20 protein-coding genes are annotated in these 20,168 nt (G+C 71.3%); 2 read left to right on the forward strand and 18 right to left on the reverse strand.

Annotation, left to right across the window (positions count from 1 at the left end):
• Window positions 1-138 precede the first annotated feature (138 nt).
• Window positions 139-750, reverse strand: coding sequence for a GNAT family N-acetyltransferase (locus tag ACZ69I_RS35660; RefSeq protein ID WP_467682133.1), 612 nt, complete (start codon window positions 748-750; stop codon window positions 139-141).
• A gap of 176 nt (window positions 751-926) precedes the next feature.
• On the opposite strand from ACZ69I_RS35660, the gene ACZ69I_RS35665 reads away from it, so the two are divergent.
• Window positions 927-1,871, forward strand: a complete 945-nt coding sequence (locus ACZ69I_RS35665) for an RluA family pseudouridine synthase (RefSeq protein WP_470836650.1) — start codon at window positions 927-929, stop codon at window positions 1,869-1,871.
• A 3-nt stretch (window positions 1,872-1,874) separates the two neighbouring features.
• Here the strand turns inward: ACZ69I_RS35665 and ACZ69I_RS35670 are convergent, their stop codons facing one another.
• The 17 genes from ACZ69I_RS35670 to ACZ69I_RS35750 form a co-directional block, all read right to left on the reverse strand.
• Window positions 1,875-3,350 carry a cytochrome P450 gene (locus tag ACZ69I_RS35670; RefSeq protein ID WP_470836651.1) on the reverse strand — a complete coding sequence of 492 codons (1,476 nt, stop codon included), beginning with the start codon at window positions 3,348-3,350 and terminating at the stop codon, window positions 1,875-1,877.
• Window positions 3,351-3,412: 62 nt separating this feature from the next.
• On the reverse strand, window positions 3,413-4,027 hold the full coding sequence (locus ACZ69I_RS35675; protein WP_470836652.1) for a GTP-binding protein: 615 nt from the start codon (window positions 4,025-4,027) through the stop codon (window positions 3,413-3,415).
• Window positions 4,008-4,421: a DUF742 domain-containing protein gene (locus ACZ69I_RS35680; RefSeq protein WP_467682125.1), complete on the reverse strand. Its 414-nt coding sequence runs from the start codon at window positions 4,419-4,421 to the stop codon at window positions 4,008-4,010. Before ACZ69I_RS35680 ends, ACZ69I_RS35675 begins: the two co-directional genes overlap by 20 nt.
• The gene (locus tag ACZ69I_RS35685) at window positions 4,418-4,825 is read right to left on the reverse strand and encodes a roadblock/LC7 domain-containing protein (RefSeq protein WP_055556816.1); all 408 of its coding nucleotides are present in this window, start codon (window positions 4,823-4,825) and stop codon (window positions 4,418-4,420) included. The genes ACZ69I_RS35680 and ACZ69I_RS35685 overlap by 4 nt, the downstream gene beginning before the upstream one ends.
• Complete coding sequence (locus ACZ69I_RS35690) at window positions 4,822-6,534, reverse strand: ATP-binding protein (protein WP_470836653.1); 1,713 nt, start codon at window positions 6,532-6,534, stop codon at window positions 4,822-4,824. Before ACZ69I_RS35690 ends, ACZ69I_RS35685 begins: the two co-directional genes overlap by 4 nt.
• A 359-nt stretch (window positions 6,535-6,893) precedes the next feature.
• A complete protein-coding gene (locus tag ACZ69I_RS35695) occupies window positions 6,894-9,704 on the reverse strand; it encodes a DEAD/DEAH box helicase (RefSeq protein WP_467682121.1) in 2,811 nt (936 codons plus the stop codon).
• A gap of 73 nt (window positions 9,705-9,777) precedes the next feature.
• Window positions 9,778-10,668, reverse strand: coding sequence for a diacylglycerol kinase (locus tag ACZ69I_RS35700; RefSeq protein WP_470836655.1), 891 nt, complete (start codon window positions 10,666-10,668; stop codon window positions 9,778-9,780).
• Window positions 10,669-10,685: 17 nt separating this feature from the next.
• The gene (tatC, locus tag ACZ69I_RS35705; protein WP_470836676.1) at window positions 10,686-11,579 is read right to left on the reverse strand and encodes a twin-arginine translocase subunit TatC; all 894 of its coding nucleotides are present in this window, start codon (window positions 11,577-11,579) and stop codon (window positions 10,686-10,688) included.
• 92 nt (window positions 11,580-11,671) lie between these two features.
• A complete protein-coding gene (gene tatA, locus ACZ69I_RS35710; RefSeq protein WP_467682117.1) occupies window positions 11,672-11,956 on the reverse strand; it encodes a Sec-independent protein translocase subunit TatA in 285 nt (94 codons plus the stop codon).
• A 208-nt stretch (window positions 11,957-12,164) separates the two neighbouring features.
• Window positions 12,165-12,362, reverse strand: a complete 198-nt coding sequence (locus ACZ69I_RS35715; RefSeq protein ID WP_389720766.1) for a hypothetical protein — start codon at window positions 12,360-12,362, stop codon at window positions 12,165-12,167.
• A gap of 9 nt (window positions 12,363-12,371) precedes the next feature.
• The gene (locus ACZ69I_RS35720) at window positions 12,372-12,629 is read right to left on the reverse strand and encodes a hypothetical protein (protein WP_467682250.1); all 258 of its coding nucleotides are present in this window, start codon (window positions 12,627-12,629) and stop codon (window positions 12,372-12,374) included.
• A gap of 11 nt (window positions 12,630-12,640) precedes the next feature.
• Window positions 12,641-13,618, reverse strand: coding sequence for a helix-turn-helix transcriptional regulator (locus tag ACZ69I_RS35725; protein WP_470836656.1), 978 nt, complete (start codon window positions 13,616-13,618; stop codon window positions 12,641-12,643).
• A 17-nt stretch (window positions 13,619-13,635) separates the two neighbouring features.
• Window positions 13,636-14,637 (reverse strand): helix-turn-helix transcriptional regulator, encoded by a 1,002-nt coding sequence (locus tag ACZ69I_RS35730; protein WP_470836658.1) that lies wholly within the window; start codon window positions 14,635-14,637, stop codon window positions 13,636-13,638.
• 159 nt (window positions 14,638-14,796) lie between these two features.
• Window positions 14,797-15,171: an FKBP-type peptidyl-prolyl cis-trans isomerase gene (locus ACZ69I_RS35735; protein ID WP_467682111.1), complete on the reverse strand. Its 375-nt coding sequence runs from the start codon at window positions 15,169-15,171 to the stop codon at window positions 14,797-14,799.
• Between the two features lie 60 nt (window positions 15,172-15,231).
• Complete coding sequence (locus tag ACZ69I_RS35740; RefSeq protein WP_467682109.1) at window positions 15,232-16,221, reverse strand: FKBP-type peptidyl-prolyl cis-trans isomerase; 990 nt, start codon at window positions 16,219-16,221, stop codon at window positions 15,232-15,234.
• 129 nt (window positions 16,222-16,350) lie between these two features.
• Complete coding sequence (pafA, locus tag ACZ69I_RS35745) at window positions 16,351-17,712, reverse strand: Pup--protein ligase (RefSeq protein WP_389720753.1); 1,362 nt, start codon at window positions 17,710-17,712, stop codon at window positions 16,351-16,353.
• Window positions 17,713-17,721: 9 nt separating this feature from the next.
• On the reverse strand, window positions 17,722-18,981 hold the full coding sequence (locus ACZ69I_RS35750) for an MFS transporter (RefSeq protein WP_470836660.1): 1,260 nt from the start codon (window positions 18,979-18,981) through the stop codon (window positions 17,722-17,724).
• 127 nt (window positions 18,982-19,108) lie between these two features.
• Between ACZ69I_RS35750 and ACZ69I_RS35755 the strand changes: the two genes are divergently transcribed.
• Window positions 19,109-20,134 carry a LacI family DNA-binding transcriptional regulator gene (locus tag ACZ69I_RS35755; RefSeq protein ID WP_470836662.1) on the forward strand — a complete coding sequence of 342 codons (1,026 nt, stop codon included), beginning with the start codon at window positions 19,109-19,111 and terminating at the stop codon, window positions 20,132-20,134.
• Window positions 20,135-20,168 lie beyond the last annotated feature (34 nt).

The raw sequence follows: 20,168 nt of genomic DNA on the forward strand, positions 1-20,168 counted from the left end.
CGCCCGCCGGGCGCCGCGCGTCAGGGCTTGCGGGAGAACCGCACGTCGAGGTCGCACGGGTCGTCGGAGGCGCAGAGGATGTCGCCGCCGTGGGGCGCACTGCGTGCACACGGCCGTCCCCCGCCCAAATCGGCGCCTTCACACCACCGGGACCGGATCCCCTGCCGCCCGCTCCCCCTTGATGCGGGCGTGCAGGTGCATGTCGTGCCAGCCGTCCTCGTGCAGCAGCGCGCTGCGCTTGGTGCCCTCCGCCGTGAAACCGGCCTTCAGGGCGACGCGGCAGGACGGCTCGTTCGCCGTCGAGTGGGTCAACTCAAGGCGGTGCAGGCCGACTTCGTCGAACGCCCACTCCGAGAGCGCCATGACCGCGCGCGTGGCGACGCCCTTGCCGCGCGACGACGGCATGGTCCAGTACGCGATCTCGGCCTGGCCGTCACCGAGCACCATGCAGCGCAGGGCGACCCGGCCGACCACCGCGTCGGTGCCCGCGTCGGCGATCGCCCAGTAGGCGTCGCGCTCCTCGCCCCACGCCTCGCGCCAGCCCTCGATCCAGCCGCGGACCTCGCTCTCGGAGTCGGCCACCCGCGCGTGCCAGCGTTGGATCACCGGGTCCTGGAAGGCTTCGTACACGGCGGGTGCGTCGGCGGCGGTCCAGGGGCGCAGGACCAGGCCGCCGGGGGCGGGCAGCGTCGGCTGCGCACGGCGGGCGAGGGCACCGGCCGCGACGATGTCAGAGATCTTGAAGGGCATGGGCGCATCGTGCCAGCGGGAACGCGGCCGGCGGCAGTGGTTTTCCGGGGCGCACACGAGTCCGCGGGCCCGGCCCCCGCGCGCCCCGCACACCGGCCCGCCCCGCGCCGCCCGCGAACACTCCGCCGCCGCCCCGCGCCCCCGTGACCTGCGCCGCCCCTTACGCTGACCCCCTGATGAGACGCAAGCCCCGCATCCCGCCCGCCCCGCTCCCCCAGCGCGACGGCGTCGACCCCGTCCGGGTCAGGCTGCCCCTCGACGGGGCGTGGCCGACCGTGCGCGACCACCTGGTGGAGCGGCTCGCGGCCGGGCCCGGAACCATCGACGCGATGTTGCGCGAGGGCAGGATCGTCGGCGAGGACGGGGCGCCGGTGGCGCCGGACGCGGCCTACGTCCCCGGCGCCTTCGTGTGGTTCCACCGTGACCTCCCGGCGGAGGTCACCGTGCCGTTCGCCCTCGACGTCGTCCACCGCGACGAGCACATCGTCGTCGTGGACAAGCCGCACTTCCTCGCGACCATGCCGCGCGGCAGCCACGTGACGCAGACCGCCCTCGCCCGGCTGCGCACGGAGCTCGGCATCCCGTCGCTCGGCGCCGCGCACCGCCTGGACCGGCTGACCGCCGGACTGCTCCTGTGCACCGTGCGGCCCGAGGAACGCGGCGCGTACCAGTCCCTGTTCCGCGACCGCCTCGTACACAAGGAGTACGAGGCGGTGGCCCCGTACGACCCGGACGTACCGCTCCCGCGGACCGTGCGCAGCCACATCGAGAAGGTCCGCGGGGTCATCGCGGCGTACGAGGTGGAGGGCGCCGAGCCGAACAGCGAGAGCCGGATCGAACTCGTCGGGCACCGGGGCGGGCTCGGGCGCTACCGGCTCACCCCGCACACCGGCCGCACCCACCAGCTCCGCGTCCACATGAACGCGCTCGGGCTGCCGATCCTCGGCGACCCGGTCTACCCGGTGGTGACCGGACCCGTGGCGCCGGACGACTTCCGGCGGCCCCTGCAACTCCTCGCGCGCGTCCTGGAGTTCACGGATCCGGTCACGGGCGTCGCCCACCGCTTCGTCAGCGGCAGGACACTGACGGCCTGGGCCGCGTACGACGCGTGGGCGCGGTAGCGGTCAGTAGCCGCGCCACCAGACGAGGAAGCGCTGCCAGACCCCCTTGGGCCGGACGACGGCCTCGGGCGCCGCGGGGGCGGCCGACGACTGCGGGGCCGGGGCCGCGGGCTCCGGCCGGCGCGGCGGCGGGGAGGAGACCTGCCAGTCCCTGCGCGGCGTCGGCACCTGCGCCGAGGGACGCGCCATGACGTCCTGCGGCGGGCGCGGCGCGAACTTGACGGGCAGCGCCACCAGGTGCCGCGAGAGGATCGACGACGTCCAGCGCAACTCCCGCTCGTCCACGGAGAGTTCGACGTCCGGCAGGCGCATCAGGAGCGCGTCGACGCCGGTGTCCGCGATGGCGCGGCCGATGTCCTGGCCGGGACACTCGTGCGGTCCGCCGCTGAACGCCAGGTGCGAGCGGTTGCCCTGCATGTTGGCGGCGAGGTCGGGGCGCACCACCGGGTCCACGTTGCCCGGCGCGATGCCCAGGATCAGACCGTCGCCCGCGCGGATCCGCTGACCGCCGAGCTGGGTGTCCTGCTTGGCGAAGTAGCCGACCATCGCGCTGAACGGCGGTTCGTCCCACAGCGACTGCTCGACCGCTTCGGGAACCGTCATCTGGCCGCCGCTGAGCTGTGCGCGGAAGCGCGGGTCGGTCAGGACCATGCGCAGGACGTTGGCGATGAGGTTGGCGGTGGCCTCGTACGCGGCGATGAGGACCAGGCGCAGGTGCGCGCCCACCTCGTCGTCGGTGAGCTGCGCCGGGTGCGCGATGAGGCTGCTGGTGAAGTCCTCCTCGGGGTTGGCACGCCGCCGCGCCACGAGGCCCATCAGGACCTCCATGACGTACGCGTTGCTGGCGATGGCGGTCTCGGTGCCCTTGATCATGTCGCGGGCTGACTGCACCATCCGCTCGTTGTACTCCTCCGGCATGCCGAGGACGTGGCACATCACCATCATCGGCAGGTGCTCGGCGAACTGGCTGACGAGATCGGCGCGGCCCTCCTGACAGATGTCGTTGAGGAGGTGGTTCGTATAGCGGTTGATGTAGCGACGGATGCCGCGGTGGTCGATGCCCGACATGGCGCCGGTGACGGCGCCGCGCAGCCGCTGGTGCTCGTCGCCCTCGACGAAGCTGCACATCGGCTGCCAGGTGAAGACGGGCGCGAGCGGGTGGTCCAGGCCCGCGCTGCCGTCCTGCACGGCCCGCCAGCGGCGCGAGTCGCGGGTGTACTGGGAGGGGGTGCGGACCATGTGCAGGTTCTCGCTGTGGCCGAGCACCGCCCAGATCGGCACGTCGTTGTGGATCAGTACGGGCGCGACCGCGCCGTGTTCGGAGCGCAGCTTCTCGTACAGGCCCGCCAGATCGGTGTCCGCCTCGGGGCCGTAGAGGCGGCGCAGGCCACCGGGGCCGAGGCCGTGGGCGGGGCAGCCGGGAGGCGCGGCGGCGGGTCCTTCGGTGCCGGGCAGGGAAGGGGAGGGAGGAGTCGTCACGGTCGTCGCTCCGGGATTCGCTGAGGGGTTCCGGGTTGCTGGATACGGGGGTACGGGCGCGGTCAGACGCGCGTCACCGTCAGGGAGTGCAGGTAGCGCATCAGGGTCATGAGGACGTCCCGGCTGGACTCCCTGCGGCGGGCGTCGCACGCCATGATCGGCACCGCGGGTTCCAGGTCGAGGGCCCTGCGCAGGGTCTCGACGGGGTGGTGGGGCGCGTCCGGGAAGTCGTTGACGGCGACGACGAACGGCACGCCGCGCTCCTCCAGGCGGCCGATCACGTCGAAGCTGACTTCCAGGCGGCGGGTGTCGATGAGGACGACCGCGCCGAGCGCGCCTTCGAAGAGGCCGTTCCACAGGAACCAGAAGCGCTCCTGGCCTGGGGTGCCGAACAGGTAGAGGACGAGCTCATCGGAGATGCTGATCCGCCCGAAGTCCATCGCCACGGTGGTGGCCGTCTTGGACTCCGAGCCGTAGTTGTCATCGACCCCGATGCCCGCCTGGGTCATCGTCTCCTCGGTGGTCAGCGGGCGGATCTCGCTGACCGAGCCGACCATCGTCGTCTTGCCGACACCGAACCCGCCCACGATCACGACCTTCACGGCGGCCGAGGCCGTGTGCGGCAGGACGTCCTCGCGGCGCGGGCCGGTGATCGTGTCAGAGCTTTTGAAGTCCATGCATCACCGCTTCGAGGAGGGATCGGTCGGGGAGCGCGGAGCGGACGATGGGGGCGCGCGCCTGGACGAGCTCGGCCGTGAGTAACTCCGTCAGGACGACCGTCACGACGCTGAACGGCAGCGCCATGTAGGCGGAGAGCTCGGCGACGGAGAGCGGCGTCGTGCACAGCCGCAGGACCGCCGAGTGCTCCGGCTGGGCCGTGGGAGACGCCTCGCCCTGCGCGACGACCAGGGTGACGAGGTCGAGCGGTGCCCGCTCGGAGCCCTCGCCCGTGAGGATGTAGAGCCGCTCCGGGTTCTCGGGGCTGCGGCGCTCCCGCTGGGGGGGCGCGCCGCGCTGGGGCGGGACGTCGCCCTCTTGTGAACCGCGGGGGGAGTCTTGCGGAGGAGTCATACGGCCTGCCCGTCGCGCCGGGGCGGGCTCGTCAGATGCGCCCCGATGCGTACGACGAGGTCGCGCATGCGGGTGCCGATGAGGCCCGCGTCGACGGTCTCGTCGGCGAGCACGGCGAGATAGGCGCCCGCGCCCGCTGCCATCAGGTAGAAGTAGCCTCCGTTGATCTCGATGATGACCATCTTCATGCCGCCGTCGCTGTGCGGGATCTCGGTGGCGACGGCGGCGGCCAGGCTCTGCAGTCCCGCGCAGGCCGCGGCGATGCGGTCGGCCGCGTCCGGGTCGCCGCCGTAGCGCGCGATGCGCAGGCCGTCGGCGGAGAGCACCACGATCTGCCGGGTCTGTGGTACCCCGTCGGCGAGCTCCTTCAGCATCCAGTCGAAGTTGGCGCGTTGCTGGATCACTGCCAGTCCCTCTCGTCGGCGCTGCCGTGGCTGTTGCGGGTGGGTCCCTGTGGGGGGTGGGGCTCCTCGGGGGCGGCCCCCTCCGCGGCGGATGCGGCGGAGGTGTGGGAACCGAAGGATCCGGGAGCTCCGGGGACGCCGGGAGCTCCGGGCGGTGGCACCGGATCGCTTCCCGCCGGGTCCTCGCCCTTGACGCCCTTCATGAACGCCTCGATCCACAGGCCCGGTTCGGGCTCCTCCCGCTTCGGGGCGGGCACCGGGGGCGACGCGGTCGCGGCGGCGTGGGCCTCGGCGATCCGCTGGGCCTCCGCCTCCTGGGCGTACCGCTCGCTGAGGGAGATCTTGACGCGGCTGCGGCGCTGCGGCAGGCCGCCCGGCGTCCACTCGGTGACCTCGGGGACGTCGTCCTCCATGGTCGCGGTGAGCGGGGAGCGCAGGGGCGGACCCGCGGTGACGACACGCGGCTTCTTGCGGCGGATGTTGCGGGCGGGTTCCTCGATGAGACGGCCGCCGTTGTCCACGCGCGGCACGGCGGAGGCGCCGATGCCGTGGGCGAGGCCGGGCGCGGGCTCGGTGGTGATCATCTCGCGCGGAACGATGAGGACCGCGCGGACCCCGCCGTAGGCGGACTGCCGCAGGGAGACCTGGAGGTTGTACATCTGCGAGAGGCGGCCGACGACGGCCATGCCGAGCCGGGGCGTCTCACCGAGGTCGTTGAGGTCGATGCCCGCCTGCGCCTGCTCCAGCATGCGCTCGGCGCGGGCCCGCGCCTCCTCGCTGAGGCTGACGCCGCCGTCCTCGATCTCGACGGCGATGCCGGTCTGCACCTCGACGGCGGTGACGTGCACCTTGGTCTGCGGGGGCGAGTACCGGGTGGCGTTGTCGAGGAGTTCGGCGCAGGCGTGGATGAGCGGCTCGACGGAGGTGCCGTGGATCGCGACCTTGGCGATCGAGTGCAGTTCCACGCGCGGGTAGTCCAGGATGCGGGACATCGCGCCGCGCAACACGCTGAACAGCGGTACGGGCTTGGGCCACTGGCGGCCGGGACGGGCGCCGCCGAGCACCGCGATGGAGTCGGCGAGCCGGCCGATCAGGGCGGTGCCGTGGTCGATGCGCAGCAGGTCGTCGAAGACCTCGGGGTTGCGCCCGTGGAACTCCTCCATGTCGCGCAGTTCCGCCGCCTGTTGGTGGACGATCGACTGGACGCGCCGGGCGATGTTGACGAAGGCGCGCTGCGCGGACTCGCGCATGGCTTCCTCGCGGTCCAGGGTTTCGAGGACGGAGCGGAGCAACTCACGCTGCGAGGCGGGGAGTTCGCTGTAGGCCTCGTCCTTGTCCACGACGTTGCGGATCACTTCGACGGGCGCTTCGCCCTGGCGCAGCCGCCAGAGCGCCGCGGGCAGGATCTCCCGGCCCAGGCGCGCGGTGTCGTCGTCGTGGGCGGCGATGCGCCGCTCGAGGAGGGCGAGGCGCTGTGCGTGCTGCGCGCGCTGCCCCCGGATGGTCCGGCCGCGGCGCACCGCTTCGGCGCCGACCGCGATGACCATGAGGGTCGCGACGGCGCCGCACCAGCCGACGGCGGGCCTGGCGGGTTCCGTCACCGAGGCGACGGCGGCTCCGGTCGCCGCCGCCATCAGCATGGCGGGCAGCAACAACACACGCGCGTAAGGGACTTCTCGGCCACCGGGAGGCGATTGAACACTCACCATGTATGCCCTCTGAACACTCGTCTTGGGGGAAATGACGTCTGTGGGGGATGTCGGTACAGGTGCGGGGGGTGACAAACCGAACGATCGAAAGTTTTGGGAACAAGCGCGCGAATCTGTCGCAACTCGTTCAACTCGCCGCGCTTCGGGCGAGCTTAGTCCGCCGAAATCACCGCCGTGTCATATTCGGCAACCCCCTGCAGAGCCCCGGCCGACGGGCATACACTCTCCCCTTTTGCACGCGCGGCGATCATTCGAACACATGGAGTGATGCGTCGAACCCCCGGAAAAACGCCGAACGGGCGCGCCCCACGACCCAGTTGGTCGAGGAACGCGCCCGTGCGCGCGACAGAGGCCCTGGCTCAGCCCACCGAGCTGTACGCCACGACGCCCCGGAGCAGCTGGTCGACGGCCTTGCGGGCGTTCTTCGCGACCGTGCTGCCCTCGCGCGGGGCCGCCGCGGCGATCTGCCCGAGCACGTCGATGACCTGCTTGCACCAGCGCACGAAGTCACCGGCGGGCATCTCCGCCTCGCGCAGGACCTCGTCGAGGCCCTTGTCGTTGGCCCACATGTACGCCGCCCAGGCGAAGCCGAGGTCCGGCTCGCGCTGCCCGACGCCCTCCGTCTGGCTGATCTTGAAATCTTCCTCCAGGCCGTCGAGACGGCCCCAGATCCGCACCATCTCGGCGAGCGCCGCCTTCGCGGCCCCGGACGGCAGCTTGGGTGCGAGGGCGTCGTCCCCGACCCGCGCCTCGTAGACCAGCGCCGACACGCAGGCGGCCAGTTCGGCCGGGCTCAGCCCTTCCCACACCCCGGCCCGCAGGCACTCGCTGGCCAGCAGGTCCAGCTCCCCGTACAACCGGGCGAGCCGCTTGCCGTGCTCGGTGACCTCGTCGGCGCGCAGGTAGTCGAGCTCGGTGAGCAGGGCGACGATGCGGTCGAAGGTCCGGGCGATGGTGTTCGTCCGCCCCTCGATGCGGCGCTCCAGCTGCGAGGTGTCGCGCTTGAGGCGGTGGTACCGCTCGGCCCAGCGCGCGTGGTCCTCCCGCTCGTCGCAGCCGTGGCAGGGGTGCGCGCGCAGCTCCGCGCGCAGCCGTGCGATCTCCTGGTCGTCGGCGGCCGCCGCCCGCCCCTTGCGCTGCCGGTCGGGCACGATGTGCCCGGCCTTGGTGCGCAGCGCGGACGCCAGATCACGGCGCGACTGCGGCGAGCGGGCGTTGAACGACTTCGGGATGCGCATCCGCTCCACGGCCTCGACGGGCACCGGGAAGTCCATCGACGCCAGCCGCTTGACCTGCCGTTCGGCGGTGAGGACGAGCGGCCGGGGCCCGTCCACCTGGTCGAAACCGCGATGGCCGTTGGCCCGCCCGGCCGGAATGCCCGGGTCCAGGACGAGCGCCAGGCCCGCGAACTTCCCCGTCGGGACGTGGATGATGTCGCCCGGCTTCAGCTTCTCCAGGGCCGCGGCGGCGGCGACCCTGCGCTGGGCCGCGCCCTGCTTGGCCAGCTCGGTCTCGCGGTCCTTGAGATCGCGGCGCAGCCGCGCGTACTCCTCGAAGTCGCCGAGGTGGCAGGTCATGGAGTCCTTGTAGCCCTCCAGGCCCTCCTCGTTCTTCTGCACCTGCCGGGAGATCCCGACGACCGACTTGTCGGCCTGGAACTGCGCGAAGGACGTCTCCAGGAGCTCGCGCGAGCGGTGCCGGCCGAACTGCTCGACCAGGTTCACCGCCATGTTGTACGACGGTTTGAAGCTGGAGCGCAGCGGATACGTGCGCGTACCGGCCAGGCCGGCCAGGTGCTCGGGGCTCATGGCGCGCTGCCAGAGGACCACCGCATGGCCCTCCACATCGATGCCCCGGCGCCCGGCACGGCCGGTCAACTGCGTGTACTCGCCCGGGGTGATGTCGGCGTGCTGCTCGCCGTTCCACTTGACGAGCTTCTCCAACACCACACTGCGCGCGGGCATGTTGATGCCCAGGGCGAGGGTCTCGGTGGCGAACACGGCCTTGACGAGGCCGCGCACGAACAGCTCCTCGACGACCTCCTTGAAGGTGGGCAGCATGCCCGCGTGGTGCGCCGCGATGCCACGCTCCAGGCCCTCCAGCCACTCGTAGTAACCGAGGACGTGGAGGTCCTCGTCCGGGATCGACGCCGTGCGCTCCTCGACGATCTCGCGGACCGTCATCCGCGCCGCGTCGTCGTTCAGCCGCAGGCCCGCGTAGAGACACTGCTGCACGGCGGCCTCGCAGGCCGCGCGGCTGAAGATGAACGTGATGGCGGGGAGCAGCCCTTCGGCGTCCAGGCGCTCGATGACCTCGGGGCGGCCCGGCGTCCAGATCCTCGACCGCTGGCGGCGCTCCCGCTCGCGGTCGGCCTCGCGGACCATCTTGCCCTTGCGGCGGTCGCGCGGGTTGTACGAACGGCTGGCCTCCAGCCGCGCCATGCGCGTGAGGTCGGGGTTGACCGCCTTCTTGTGGCCCTCGCCCTCCTCGAAGAGGTCGTACATCCGGCGCCCGGCGAGCACGTGCTGGAAGAGCGGCACGGGCCGGTGCTCGGAGACGATCACCTCGGTGTCGCCGCGGACGGTGTCGAGCCAGTCGCCGAACTCCTCTGCGTTCGACACGGTGGCCGAGAGGGACACCAGCGTGACCGACTCCTGCAGATGGATGATCACTTCCTCCCAGACGGCGCCGCGGAAGCGGTCGGAGAGGTAGTGCACCTCGTCCATGACCACATAGCCGAGGTTCAGCAGCGACTGGGAGCCCGAGTACAGCATGTTCCGCAGGACCTCGGTGGTCATGACGACCACCGGGGCATCGCTGTTCACACTGTTGTCGCCGGTGAGCAGGCCGACCTTGTCCGCGCCGTACCGCTTGGCGAGGTCGGCGTACTTCTGGTTGGAGAGCGCCTTGATGGGCGTGGTGTAGAAACACTTCTTGCCCTGGCCGAGGGCCAGGTGCACGGCGAACTCGCCGACGATCGTCTTGCCCGAGCCCGTGGGGGCGGCCACGAGCACGCCCTTGCCTGCCTCAAGGGCCTGGCAGGCCTCGATCTGGAAGGGGTCGAGGCCGAATTCGTACATCTCGCGGAAGGACGCGAGTGCGGTGGCCTGCTCGACAGCGCGCTTGCGCGCCGCCGCGTACCGCTCGGCCGGTGAGAGGTCCTCTGTCATCGTGCTTTCGAGACTACCGGCCACCGCTGACAACGGACGATCATTATTGGACCGGGGGCGCACGGCTGCGCCCTCAGGCCGTCAGTACGCGCACCGCCCCCGGCACGCACCGCGCGGTCAGCGGCAGCGCGCCCAGCGGCTCCCCGTCGGCGTATCCGGTGATGCCGGGCGCGGCCAGCTCGACCCGCGCGGCGCGGTGCACGGTGACCTTCGGATGATCGAGGTGCGTGCCCCTGTAGACCCGTGGGAAGACCTTGAGCAGCGTCGTGCGGCTGCAGTTCCCCACCACGGTGACGTCGAACAGTCCGTCGCTCATGTCGGCCCCCGCGCAGATCCGCATCCCGCCGCCGTACGAGGTTCCGTTGCCGACCGCGACGAGCGTGGCCTCGACCTCGTGGACGTCACCGCCGTCCAGCGTGACGCGGTACGGGATGGGCTCGAAGGCCGCGAGCTCGGCGACCATCGCGAGGTCGTACTTGAAGCGCCCCGTGGGCCACCGCATCCGGTTGCCCCGGTCGTTGACCCGCGAGTCGAAGCCCGAGGCGAGCACGGTTCCGAACCACGTCCCGCCGACCTTCCCCAGGTCGACGTCGCGCGTGCGCTCCCCCTTGAGCGCCTCGGCCACCACCTCTCCGGCGGCGGCGGGCTCGCGCACCGGCAGGCCCAGGGCCCGCGCGAAGTCGTTGCCGGTCCCCACCGCGATCACGCCGAGCGGGGTACGGGTCCCCGCGACGGCCTGCAGCGCGAGGCTGGCCATGCCGTCGCCGCCGACGGCTATCAGCGCCCCGGTTCCGGCGCCGACGGCCTGGCGGGCCCGGCGCAGCGCGTCCGGGGCGTCCTCGCCGATGACGGTGCGTACGGAGAAGCCACGGGCCCGCAACGCGGAGGCGGCCGGCTGCGCTGCGTGAGCGCCCCGGCCGCGGCCCGCGGTGGGATTGACGAAGAGGGTGATCTCGCTGGTCACGGCCGGACCCTACAAGGTCAGGTGACGTCGTCGAAACCGTTCACGCGATGATCGGTCCGTCCGGTGCCCGCCTGCTCGGGCAGCGCACGGGGCGGACGCACCGGTTCGACGTCGTCGACGGCGCCGGGCGTGAGGTCGATGTCGGACGCCTCGTCGTCGTCGAGCTCGGCGTCGGGGTCGTTGCGACGACGGCGCTTGTCGTTCAGGAGCGAGAAGCCGACCGCGATGAAGTACAGGACGACGATCGGACCCGCGAGAGCGATCATGCCGACGGGGTCGGTGGTCGGAGTCGCCACCGCGCCGAAGATGAAGACGCCCATGACCACGCCGCGCCACCAGGTCATCATGCGGCGGCCGGTCACCATGCCGGTCATGTTGAGCATCACCAGGAGCAGGGGAAGCTCGAAGGACGCACCGAAGACGAGGACCATCCGGACGGTGAAGTCCAGGATCGTGTCCATCGGCAGCAGGTTCTCGGCCCCGTCCGGCGTGATGCCGAGCAGGACGCGCATGCTGACCGGGAGGATCGTGTAGGCCAGCCAGGCTCCCGCGAAGAAGAGCGGCACGGCGGCACCGACGAACCAGTAGGTGTACTTCCGCTCGTGCTTGTGCAGACCGGGCGCGACGAACGCCCACAGCTGGTACAGCCAGACCGGGCTGGACACGATGATGCCGACCATGAGGCTGACCTTCACCGTGGTCGTGAAGGGCGACAGCAGGTCGTTGAACGTCACCTTCGCGCAGTGACCGCCGGTCACCTCCATGCCGGGCTTGCAGCGCGGCACGGGATCAGCCAGGAACTCCATCAGCTCCTGGCTGTAGAACGCTGCCACGATCGACACGATGGTGATCGCGAGGAGCCCCTTGGCGAGCCGGTTGCGGAGCTCGCGAAGGTGCTCCGCGAGGGACATCCGCCCCTCGGGGTCCTTCTCCTTCTTGCGGGCAGACTTGAGCAACCCACGTCCTCATCTCGTGCGGCAGGCCGACCGTCGCCGGCCTTGGATCAGCGCTGCGTCGTACGGTCGGTCGGCTCGGTGACCGGGCGCGAGCTGGTCACATCGCCGGGGGCGGCCTGGATCGTGCGCTTCTGGACGGCCGGGTCGCTCGGCGGGTCGGCCGGAGCGGCGGCGTCGTCCTTGCTGTCGGACTTCATGGCCTTGGCCTCGCTCTTGAGGATGCGGGCCGACTTGCCGAGCGAGCGTGCCATGTCCGGCAGCTTCTTGGCTCCGAACAGCAGGACGATGACGACGAGGATGAGGACGATCTCGGTGGGGCCGAGCCTACCCATAGCTGTATACCTTCTTCACCGAGGCGACAGGAGTCTGGTGCCCGGCAGACCGGACATTCATCCGATCTCCCGCGCTGTCAGCGATCGTAACCCCCCGGGGTAAACGCTCGGCAATCCCCGCGCATACTCCGAGTACGGCCCCCGCCTCGATCCCGGGCCGCATTCGCAGCGTACCCGTCCACCTCCGGGAGTTGACAGGTCGCGGACGCTAAAGAGCCTCTCGTCCCGCACGGGCCACGGTGGCCGCGGCCCTCTCCAGGTCCTCCGCCGCCCGGTTGATCTTCCGTGTGGTGTCGGTCACTTGATGTGCGAGGCGCTGCGCCTCCACAAAGACCTTGATCGCCAGTACGCCGAGGACGGCGAGGCCCAAGAAGCCCGCCGCGATCGCGAGCATCGCCCAGAACATGCGCCGAGCCTAGACGGTCGAGTGCAGGCGCAGCGTCCGCACCCCGCCACCGGTGAGCAGTTCGACGATGCGCTCGCCCGCGGGCTTGCGCACCGCGGCACCGCACTCGGGGCAGGTGAAGGAGTAGAAGGTGGTGCGCGCGCTGGCGCCGATCGCCAGGCGCAGCGCGCCCGCCGAGAGCTCGAAGCGGGCCCGGCAGTCGGGGCAGGACGCCGTGAAGAAGACCGGCGCGGGCCGCTGCGCCGGCACTCCCGGCAATCCGGACATGGTCGGTGTGCTCAACGCCCTTGCTCCTGACTGTCGTAGTCCCTCTCGTACGCCTCGAGGGCCTCGCGAGCCGCCTGCCGCGCGCTGTCGGCGAGCTGGACCGGGGAGACGATCCGCCCCTCTCCGCCGAGCCGCAGCGCGAGACGGCGCAGCGAGGCGGGCTCGGGGGTGCGCAGCGTGATCCGCAGGCCGCCGTCGGGCAGCTCTTCGGCGCTGTCGTGGGGGTAGTACTCAGCGACCCAGCGGCCACCGGGGCCGGTCTCGACGACGACCTCGGGGTCCTCGGCGGCGGGCTGCACGAGCCCTTCGGAGAGGTCGCGCAGTTCGACCTCGGGCGGCGCGGACGGCTCGTCCAGGATCCTGATCTCGGCGACCCGGTCCAGGCGGAAGGTGCGCCGCGCCTCGGAGCGGCGGCACCACGCCTCCACGTAGGTGTGGCCGACGCTCACCAGACGGATGGGGTCGATCTCGCGCTCGGTGACCTCGTCGCGCGCGGGCGAGTAGTAGCGGATCCAGAGGCGGCGCCGCTCGGAGATGGCCCGGTCGACGTCGGCGAAGACGCCGCCCTCCGATTCGAAGGTGACCGAGAGGCGGGAGCTGGCGCCCGCCGCCTCGCCGGCCGCGGTCTCCAGCTTCGCGGTGGCGCGCAGCAGGGCGAGCCGGTCGCTCTCGCGCAGGCCCGGCAGCGTGGCCACGGCACGGGCGGCGACGAGCAGCGCGGTCGCCTCGTCGGCGGCCAGGCGCAGCGGGGCCGCCACGTCGTCGGGGTTGTGCCACCAGATGCGGTCGCCGTCGGTGTCGATGTCCAGGAGGTCACCGCCGCGGAAGCTGGTCCCGCACATCGGCAGTACGTCGAGGTCGGAGATCAGCTCGTCGGGAGTGATGCCGAAGGCGCGGGCGACGTCCTCGACGTGGGCGCCGGGGCGCTCGCGCAGATAGGTCACCAGCGACAGCATCCGCCGCGTCTGGTCGATGGCGTTCGAGGCCATGCTCTGTCCGCTCCCCCTCAGCCCTTGGCCACGGCGCGCAGCCGGTCCACGACGTCGGCCCGCAGCTCGGCGGGCTCCAGGACCACCACGTCGGGCCCGAACTCCACCAGCCAGGCATCGAGCCCGTGGCCGTACGGAATCTCCAACTCGTCCCACCCGTCGCCCAGTTCGCGCTGCGCGACGGCCTTGGCCCGCAGCGGGTAGCCGGCGCCGGTGCGCAGCCGGATCAGGGCGGTGCGGTCGGCGATCTCCCCCGCCCAGCCCGCGACGGTCTCGCGGACCGTGACGACGTCCGGGACGTCGGCGGTGTACTTTCCCGCGCGGGCGCGCACCTTGCCGGTGATCCGCGAGAGCCTGAAGACGCGCTCGGCGCCCCGGTCGCGGTCCCAGCCCGCGAGGTACCAGTGGCCGCGCCAGCACTCGAGCGCCCAGGGCTCGACGTGGCGCTCCTCGGGGCGGGCGGCGGTCGCCTTGCGGTAGTCGAAGACGATGGGGCGGCGGTCGCGGCAGGCGAGCATCAGCGGCTCGAAGGCCGCCTCGTGCGCGGGGATCCGCGGCTCCAGGGCACTGTGGGCCCCGTACGGGTCGGCGTCCTCGGGCAGCCCCGCGGCGCGCAGCTTCTGCAGGGCGCCGCTGGCGGCGCCCGCGAGGCGGGCCTGCTGCCAGACCTTGGCGGCCAGGCCGAGGGCCGCGGCCTCCTCGGCGTCTATCGTGATGGGCGGCAGGCGGTTGCTGTCGCGGCGGGCCAGGTAGCCGACCTCGCCGTCGAGGTTCTCCACGGTCTCGATGACCAGGCCGAGCTCGCGCAGATCGTCCTTGTCGCGCTCGAACATCCGGTTGAAGGAGTCGTCGGCGCCCGCGGCCCTGCCGCCCGGCCCCGCTGCCGCCCGGCCCCCCGGCCCGAAGGCCTCGACGTAAGCCTCGATGGAATCGCGCAGCTCGCGCTTGCTGAGCGGCCGCCGGGTCCCGAGCAGGCACAGCGCCAGATTCATCAGCCGCTCGGCCTTGGCAATGGCCATCGACGCCCTTTCTCGGCCATACAACACACAATGCTTCCGACCGATGACCGTACCGCCCCGGGGTGTCGTGGCAAAGCCGAGGGCCCGTGCCGGACACGACCGAGGGCCCATGCCGCACAAGCATGAGCCCTCGGTGGACGCGTCAGGTCATGGACGTCCTCAGACGGAGACCAGGTCGCAGACGAAGATCAGCGTCTCGCCCGGCGCGATGCGGCCGCCACCGGCGCCGCGGTCGCCGTACGCGAGGTGGGCCGGGATGGTCAGCTCGCGCCGGCCACCGACCTTCATGCCCTGCACGCCCTGGTCCCAGCCGGAGATGACCTGGCCGGCGCCCAGCTGGAACTCCAGCGGGTTGCCGCGGTTCCAGCTGGCGTCGAACTCCTCGCCGGAGCTGAAGGCGACGCCCACGTAGTGGACCTTGACGAAGTCGCCCGCCTTGGCGACCGGGCCGTCACCCTCCCAGATGTCCTTGATCTGCAGTTCGGCCGGCGGCTCGCCGACCGGGAAGTCGACCTCGGGCTTGTCGATGCTCACGAAAAATGCTCCTGCTTTGATACGAAAGGTCAGCTCGGACAGTCTTGCATCTCCGAGGCGTCACATCTTCGCAAGGATGTCCACGGTGAAGACCAGCGTGGAGTCCTTCTTGATGGGGCTGCCCTGCGGGGGCTGATCGCCGTACCCCAGCTCCGGCGGGATGACGATGAGGACGCGGCTGCCGACCTTCTTGCCGGTCAGACCCTGCGCCCAGCCCTTGACGACCTGCGCCAGCTGGAACGAGGCGAGCTGCTTGCGCTTGTACGAGGAGTCGAACTCCTTGCCGTCCCAGAGCACGCCCTCGTACTGGCACAGGAGGCTGTCGGTCTCCTTCACCTCGTCACCGTCGCCCTCGAGGATGTACGACGCGACGAGCTTCTTGGGCGCCTTGGACTTGGGGACGTCGATGGAGGGGGCCTTGCCGTCGGTGTTCGTACCGACCTTCGGCAGGTCCTTGTTGGACTGCGCCACCTCCTTGCCCTTCGCCGAGCTCTTGGCTGTGAACGTACCCACCAGGTCGACGACGAAGACGAGGGTGTCCGAGCCCTTGATGCCCGCCTGCTTGTTGCCCTCCTTGCCGTACCCCATCTTCGGGGGGATGGCGAGCTCCACGCGGCTGTCCAGCTTCTTGCCGACCAGGGCCTGGTCCCAGCCCGGGATGACCTGGCCGGTGCCGATCGGGAAGACCGTGGGGTTGCCGCGGTCGTAGGAGTTGTCGAAGACCTTGCCCGTCGCCCAGATCTGACCGAGGTAATTGGCCTGCAGGTAGTCGCCCTTGACGACCTCCTTGCCCTTGCCCTCGATCAGGGTCTTGACCGCGAGGTCGGAGGACGGCTTGCCCGAACCCTTGGCGACGGTCGGCTTCTCGCCGAACTTCGTGCCCTTCGTGATCTCGGGCAGCGGACCGTCCACGATCTTCGCGGTCGGCGGCGCCGACGCGGAGTTGGTCGGGCTGTCGCTGGGCTTGGCCTTGTCGGCCTTGTCGTCGCCACAGCCTGCCAGCGTCAGCAGGCCGGCCGGGACGGCAAGGAGGAGAGAGCGTCGGCGCACGGTGGGGGCCTCGTATCGGTCGATCTTGTGGGTTGGCGTGCGCGCAACTCTACGGCGTGAGAAGGGCGCCGCACGAGGAACGTGCGGCGCCCGCGTTGCGTTCCCGCAACGTCACTCGATTCACTCGGATCACATGCCGGCGATGAGCTTCTCCACCCGGTCGTCCACGGACCGGAAGGGGTCCTTGCACAACACCGTGCGCTGTGCCTGGTCGTTGAGCTTGAGGTGGACCCAGTCGACCGTGAAGTCCCGGCGCTGCTCCTGGGCCCGCCGGATGAAGTCGCCGCGCAGCCGCGCCCGGGTGGTCTGCGGCGGCACCGACTTGCCCTCGAAGATCTTCAAGTCGTTGCAGATACGGGCGGCTTGCCCCTTCTTCTCCAGGAGGTAGTAGAGCCCTCGCCGACGGTGGATGTCGTGGTACGCGAGGTCTATCTGCGCGACCCGCGGGTGCGACATGGTCATGTTGTGCTTGGCCCGGTACCGCTCGATGAGCTTGTACTTCATGACCCAGTCGATCTCGGTGCCGATCCGGTCGAGGTCCTCCGACTCGATCGCGTCGAGGGTGCGGCCCCACAGTTCGAGGACCTGCTCGACGGTGCCGGTGCGGATGCCGCGGCGGTCGACGAAGTCCACCGCCTTCTCGTAGTACTCGCGCTGCACTTCGAGGGCCGACGCCTCGCGGCCACTGGCGAGGCGCACCTTGCGGCGGCCCGTGATGTCGTGGCTGACCTCGCGGATGGCCCTGATCGGGTTCTCCAGGGTGAGGTCGCGCATCACGGTGCCCGCCTCGATCATGCGCAGCACGAGGTCGGTGGCGCCGACCTTGAGGAGCATGGTCGTCTCGGACATGTTCGAGTCACCCACGATGACGTGGAGCCTGCGGTACCGCTCGGCGTCCGCATGCGGTTCGTCGCGGGTGTTGATGATCGGCCGGGAGCGGGTCGTCGCGGAGGAGACCCCCTCCCAGATGTGCTCCGCGCGCTGACTGACGCAGTACACGGCGCCGCGCGGAGTCTGCAGCACCTTGCCCGCGCCGCACAGCAGCTGACGGGTGACGAGGAACGGAATGAGAATGTCCGCGAGTCGGGAGAACTCTCCGTGACGGGCCACCAGATAGTTCTCATGGCACCCGTAGGAGTTTCCCGCCGAGTCGGTGTTGTTCTTGAAGAGGTAGACGTCGCCCGCGATTCCCTCCTCGTGCAGGCGGCGTTCGGCGTCGACGAGCAGGCCTTCCAGAATGCGCTCGCCGGCTTTGTCGTGGGTGACCAGCTCGGTCACGTTGTCACATTCGGGTGTCGCATATTCCGGATGTGATCCCACGTCAAGATAGAGGCGGGCGCCGTTCCGCAGAAAGACGTTGCTGCTGCGGCCCCATGACACGACACGGCGGAAGAGGTAGCGCGCCACCTCGTCAGGCGACAGGCGGCGCTGTCCCCTGAACGTGCATGTGACGCCGTACTCGTTCTCCAGCCCGAAAATGCGGCGGTCCATGACTGAACATTACGCCTGATGCCCGGCACTGAAACCGGGTTCGACGGCACCGTTTCGATCATTTTCCGATGAACCCGCAACGACCCCGGAATCGTCGCCCGCGACCAGTACCCGCGCCGTGGCCAGCAAAACCAGCAGGGCCCCCGCGCCCGCGAGCCCGGGAACCGCGAAACCCCACTCCGTGCCGCCCCACTCCACGACCGGACCCGCGGCCGCGGTCCCGAGCGAGGCGCCCACCGTGAACGTGGTCACCAGCCACGAGAACGCCTCCGTGACCGTGCCGCGCGGAGCGTGCCGGTCCACGATGATGAACGCGCACGCGAGCGCGGGCGCCAGGAACACACCGGCGACCGCGGTGAGCCCCGTCATCGCGAGCGCGCCGGGCGTCAGCGTCAACGGCACGTAGCAGAGGGCGAGCAGCCCCACGAGCACCGTCAGCCGCCGCTCCGGCACGCCGCTCCACTGCCGCGCCCCGTACACGGAGCCGCCGACGAGCGCGCCGAGACCGAGCGCCGCCATCAGCCAGCCGTAGACCGCGTCGCCCCCGTGGCCGTCCGCGTACGACACCCCTGCCACGGTGATCGAGCCCAGCGCCATGCCGATGAAGAGGAACGCGCCGAGCAGCGCGAGGAGTCCGGGTGAGCGCAGGGCCCCGAGCCAGTGCGCCTCCCGGGGCGCCGAGCGCCACGCGCGCGAGGGCTGGGACACCACCACGGAGAGCGCCCCCAGCACGCCGACGGCGTTGACGACGAGCAGCGCGGCCTGCTCCGACCAGAGGGCGACGCAGCCCGTGACGAGCAACGGCCCGACGGTGAACATGACTTCCTGGGCGATGGCGTCCATGGCGTACGCCGTGTGCACCTGCTCCTCCTTGCCCAGAACGCTCGGCCACAGCGCGCGCAGGCCGCCCTCCAGGGGCGGCGTGAAGAGTCCGGCGACCCCGACCGCTCCATAGGCGGACGCGAGCCGGTCGGGGCCGGTGAAGGCGAAGGCGGCCATGCCCACGGCGGACAGCAGCGCCGCGGGCAGCTGGACGCGCGGCTGGCCGTGCAGGTCGACGAGGCGCCCGAGGAGCGGCTGCCCCACGGCGTTCGCGACGCCGTAGACCGCGGCGAGGCCGCCCGCCAGGCTGTACGTCCCGCCCTCGGCCCGGATGAACAGCACGATGGCGATGGCCGCCGTGGCGTTCGGCAGCCTGCCCACCAGCGTCCCCGCAAGGAGTCGCGTCGCGTATCTGGTCCGCAGGATCTCCGCGTATCCGCCCGCCATGTCCCCGCCTCTCCACCGGGCGACACCGCCCGAGGTTTTACGTATAACGTCGAGCGTCATACGTACCATGAGCGTCGTCCGCGGGTCCACCGCGTCTTCCACCGCGGACACGATCAGGGAGGTAACCGTGGCCGGGCCACACCAGGACGACGTGGGCCCCCGCCCCACGAGCCGCGACGTCGCACGCGCCGCCGGGGTCTCGCAGGCCACCGTCTCCCTCGTCCTCGGCGACAAGTGGCGCGGCCGCGTCGCCGAACCGACCGCCGAACGCGTCCGCACGGCGGCACGCGAGATCGGGTACCGCCCCAACCTGGCCGCCCGCAACCTGCGCCTCGGCAGGACCAGGACGGCCCTGCTCGTCGTCCCCGAACTCACCAACGAGTTCTTCGCCCACGTCTACACCGGAGTCGCCCGCATCGCCGCCCGGCACGGCTTCGGCGTCGTCCTCTACCCCTCCCCCGACGGCATCGGCCCCGCCCGCGACCCCTTCGCCTCGGCCCGCGCCTCACTGGACGGCGTACTCGCCTCCTCCATGGCCTCCGACGCCCTCGCCACCATCCGCGGCGACGACCTGCCCCTCGTGATGCTCGACAGCGACCCGGCCGGCAGCCTCGGCGCCGCCACCGTCAACCTCGACCTCGCCGACGGCATGCGCCAGGTGACCGAACACCTCCTGGCCCTCGGCCACCGCGACTTCCTGCACCTGGCGGCGGACGTCGACTCCTGGACCTTCGACGTACGCGCCGAAGCCCTCGCCCGGGCCCTGCGCGGCACGGACACCGCCGTACGCCGCGTCGCCGCACCCCTCGACGTCGAAGGCGCCCGCGCCGTCGCCGAAGCCGCCCTCTCCACCCCGGGCCCCCGCCCCACCGCCGTCGTCTGCGACGACGACTTCCTCTCCGCGGGCGCCTGCAAGGCGGCACGGCGGCTCGGCCTGCGCATCCCCGAGGACGTCTCGGTCACCGGCTTCGACGACCTGACCCTGGCGACCGCCGTGGAACCGGAACTGACCACCGTCCGCCTGCCGGCCGTACGCTTCGGGGAGCGCGGCATGGAGTCCCTGATCGCCGTCCTGGCGGGCCGCTCACCCGACGCCACGCCACTCCCCGTCCAGCTGACCGTCCGCGGCTCCACGGGCCCCGCCGCCCGCTGACCCCAGGCACACGGGAGCGCCCCGCGCCCCGGCC

It is taken from the genome of Streptomyces sp. NPDC036815, assembly GCF_055609205.1.

Excerpts from the sequence above, each read along its gene's own strand:
- ACZ69I_RS35715 (WP_389720766.1), bottom strand. The coding sequence starts at position 12,362 with ATGTTCTGGGCGATGCTCGCGATCGCGGCGGGCTTCTTGGGCCTCGCC.
- ACZ69I_RS35680 (WP_467682125.1), bottom strand. The coding sequence starts at position 4,421 with ATGACTCCTCCGCAAGACTCCCCCCGCGGTTCACAAGAGGGCGACGTC.
- ACZ69I_RS35750 (WP_470836660.1), bottom strand. The coding sequence starts at position 18,981 with ATGGCGGGCGGATACGCGGAGATCCTGCGGACCAGATACGCGACGCGA.
- tatA (WP_467682117.1), bottom strand. The coding sequence starts at position 11,956 with ATGGGTAGGCTCGGCCCCACCGAGATCGTCCTCATCCTCGTCGTCATC.
- ACZ69I_RS35695 (WP_467682121.1), bottom strand. The coding sequence starts at position 9,704 with ATGACAGAGGACCTCTCACCGGCCGAGCGGTACGCGGCGGCGCGCAAG.
- pafA (WP_389720753.1), bottom strand. The coding sequence starts at position 17,712 with ATGGACCGCCGCATTTTCGGGCTGGAGAACGAGTACGGCGTCACATGC.
- ACZ69I_RS35725 (WP_470836656.1), bottom strand. The coding sequence starts at position 13,618 with ATGGCCTCGAACGCCATCGACCAGACGCGGCGGATGCTGTCGCTGGTG.
- ACZ69I_RS35730 (WP_470836658.1), bottom strand. The coding sequence starts at position 14,637 with ATGGCCATTGCCAAGGCCGAGCGGCTGATGAATCTGGCGCTGTGCCTG.
- ACZ69I_RS35720 (WP_467682250.1), bottom strand. The coding sequence starts at position 12,629 with ATGTCCGGATTGCCGGGAGTGCCGGCGCAGCGGCCCGCGCCGGTCTTC.
- ACZ69I_RS35690 (WP_470836653.1), bottom strand. The coding sequence starts at position 6,534 with ATGGTGAGTGTTCAATCGCCTCCCGGTGGCCGAGAAGTCCCTTACGCG.
- ACZ69I_RS35675 (WP_470836652.1), bottom strand. The coding sequence starts at position 4,027 with ATGGACTTCAAAAGCTCTGACACGATCACCGGCCCGCGCCGCGAGGAC.
- tatC (WP_470836676.1), bottom strand. The coding sequence starts at position 11,579 with ATGTCCCTCGCGGAGCACCTTCGCGAGCTCCGCAACCGGCTCGCCAAG.
- ACZ69I_RS35660 (WP_467682133.1), bottom strand. The coding sequence starts at position 750 with ATGCCCTTCAAGATCTCTGACATCGTCGCGGCCGGTGCCCTCGCCCGC.
- ACZ69I_RS35665 (WP_470836650.1), top strand. The coding sequence starts at position 927 with ATGAGACGCAAGCCCCGCATCCCGCCCGCCCCGCTCCCCCAGCGCGAC.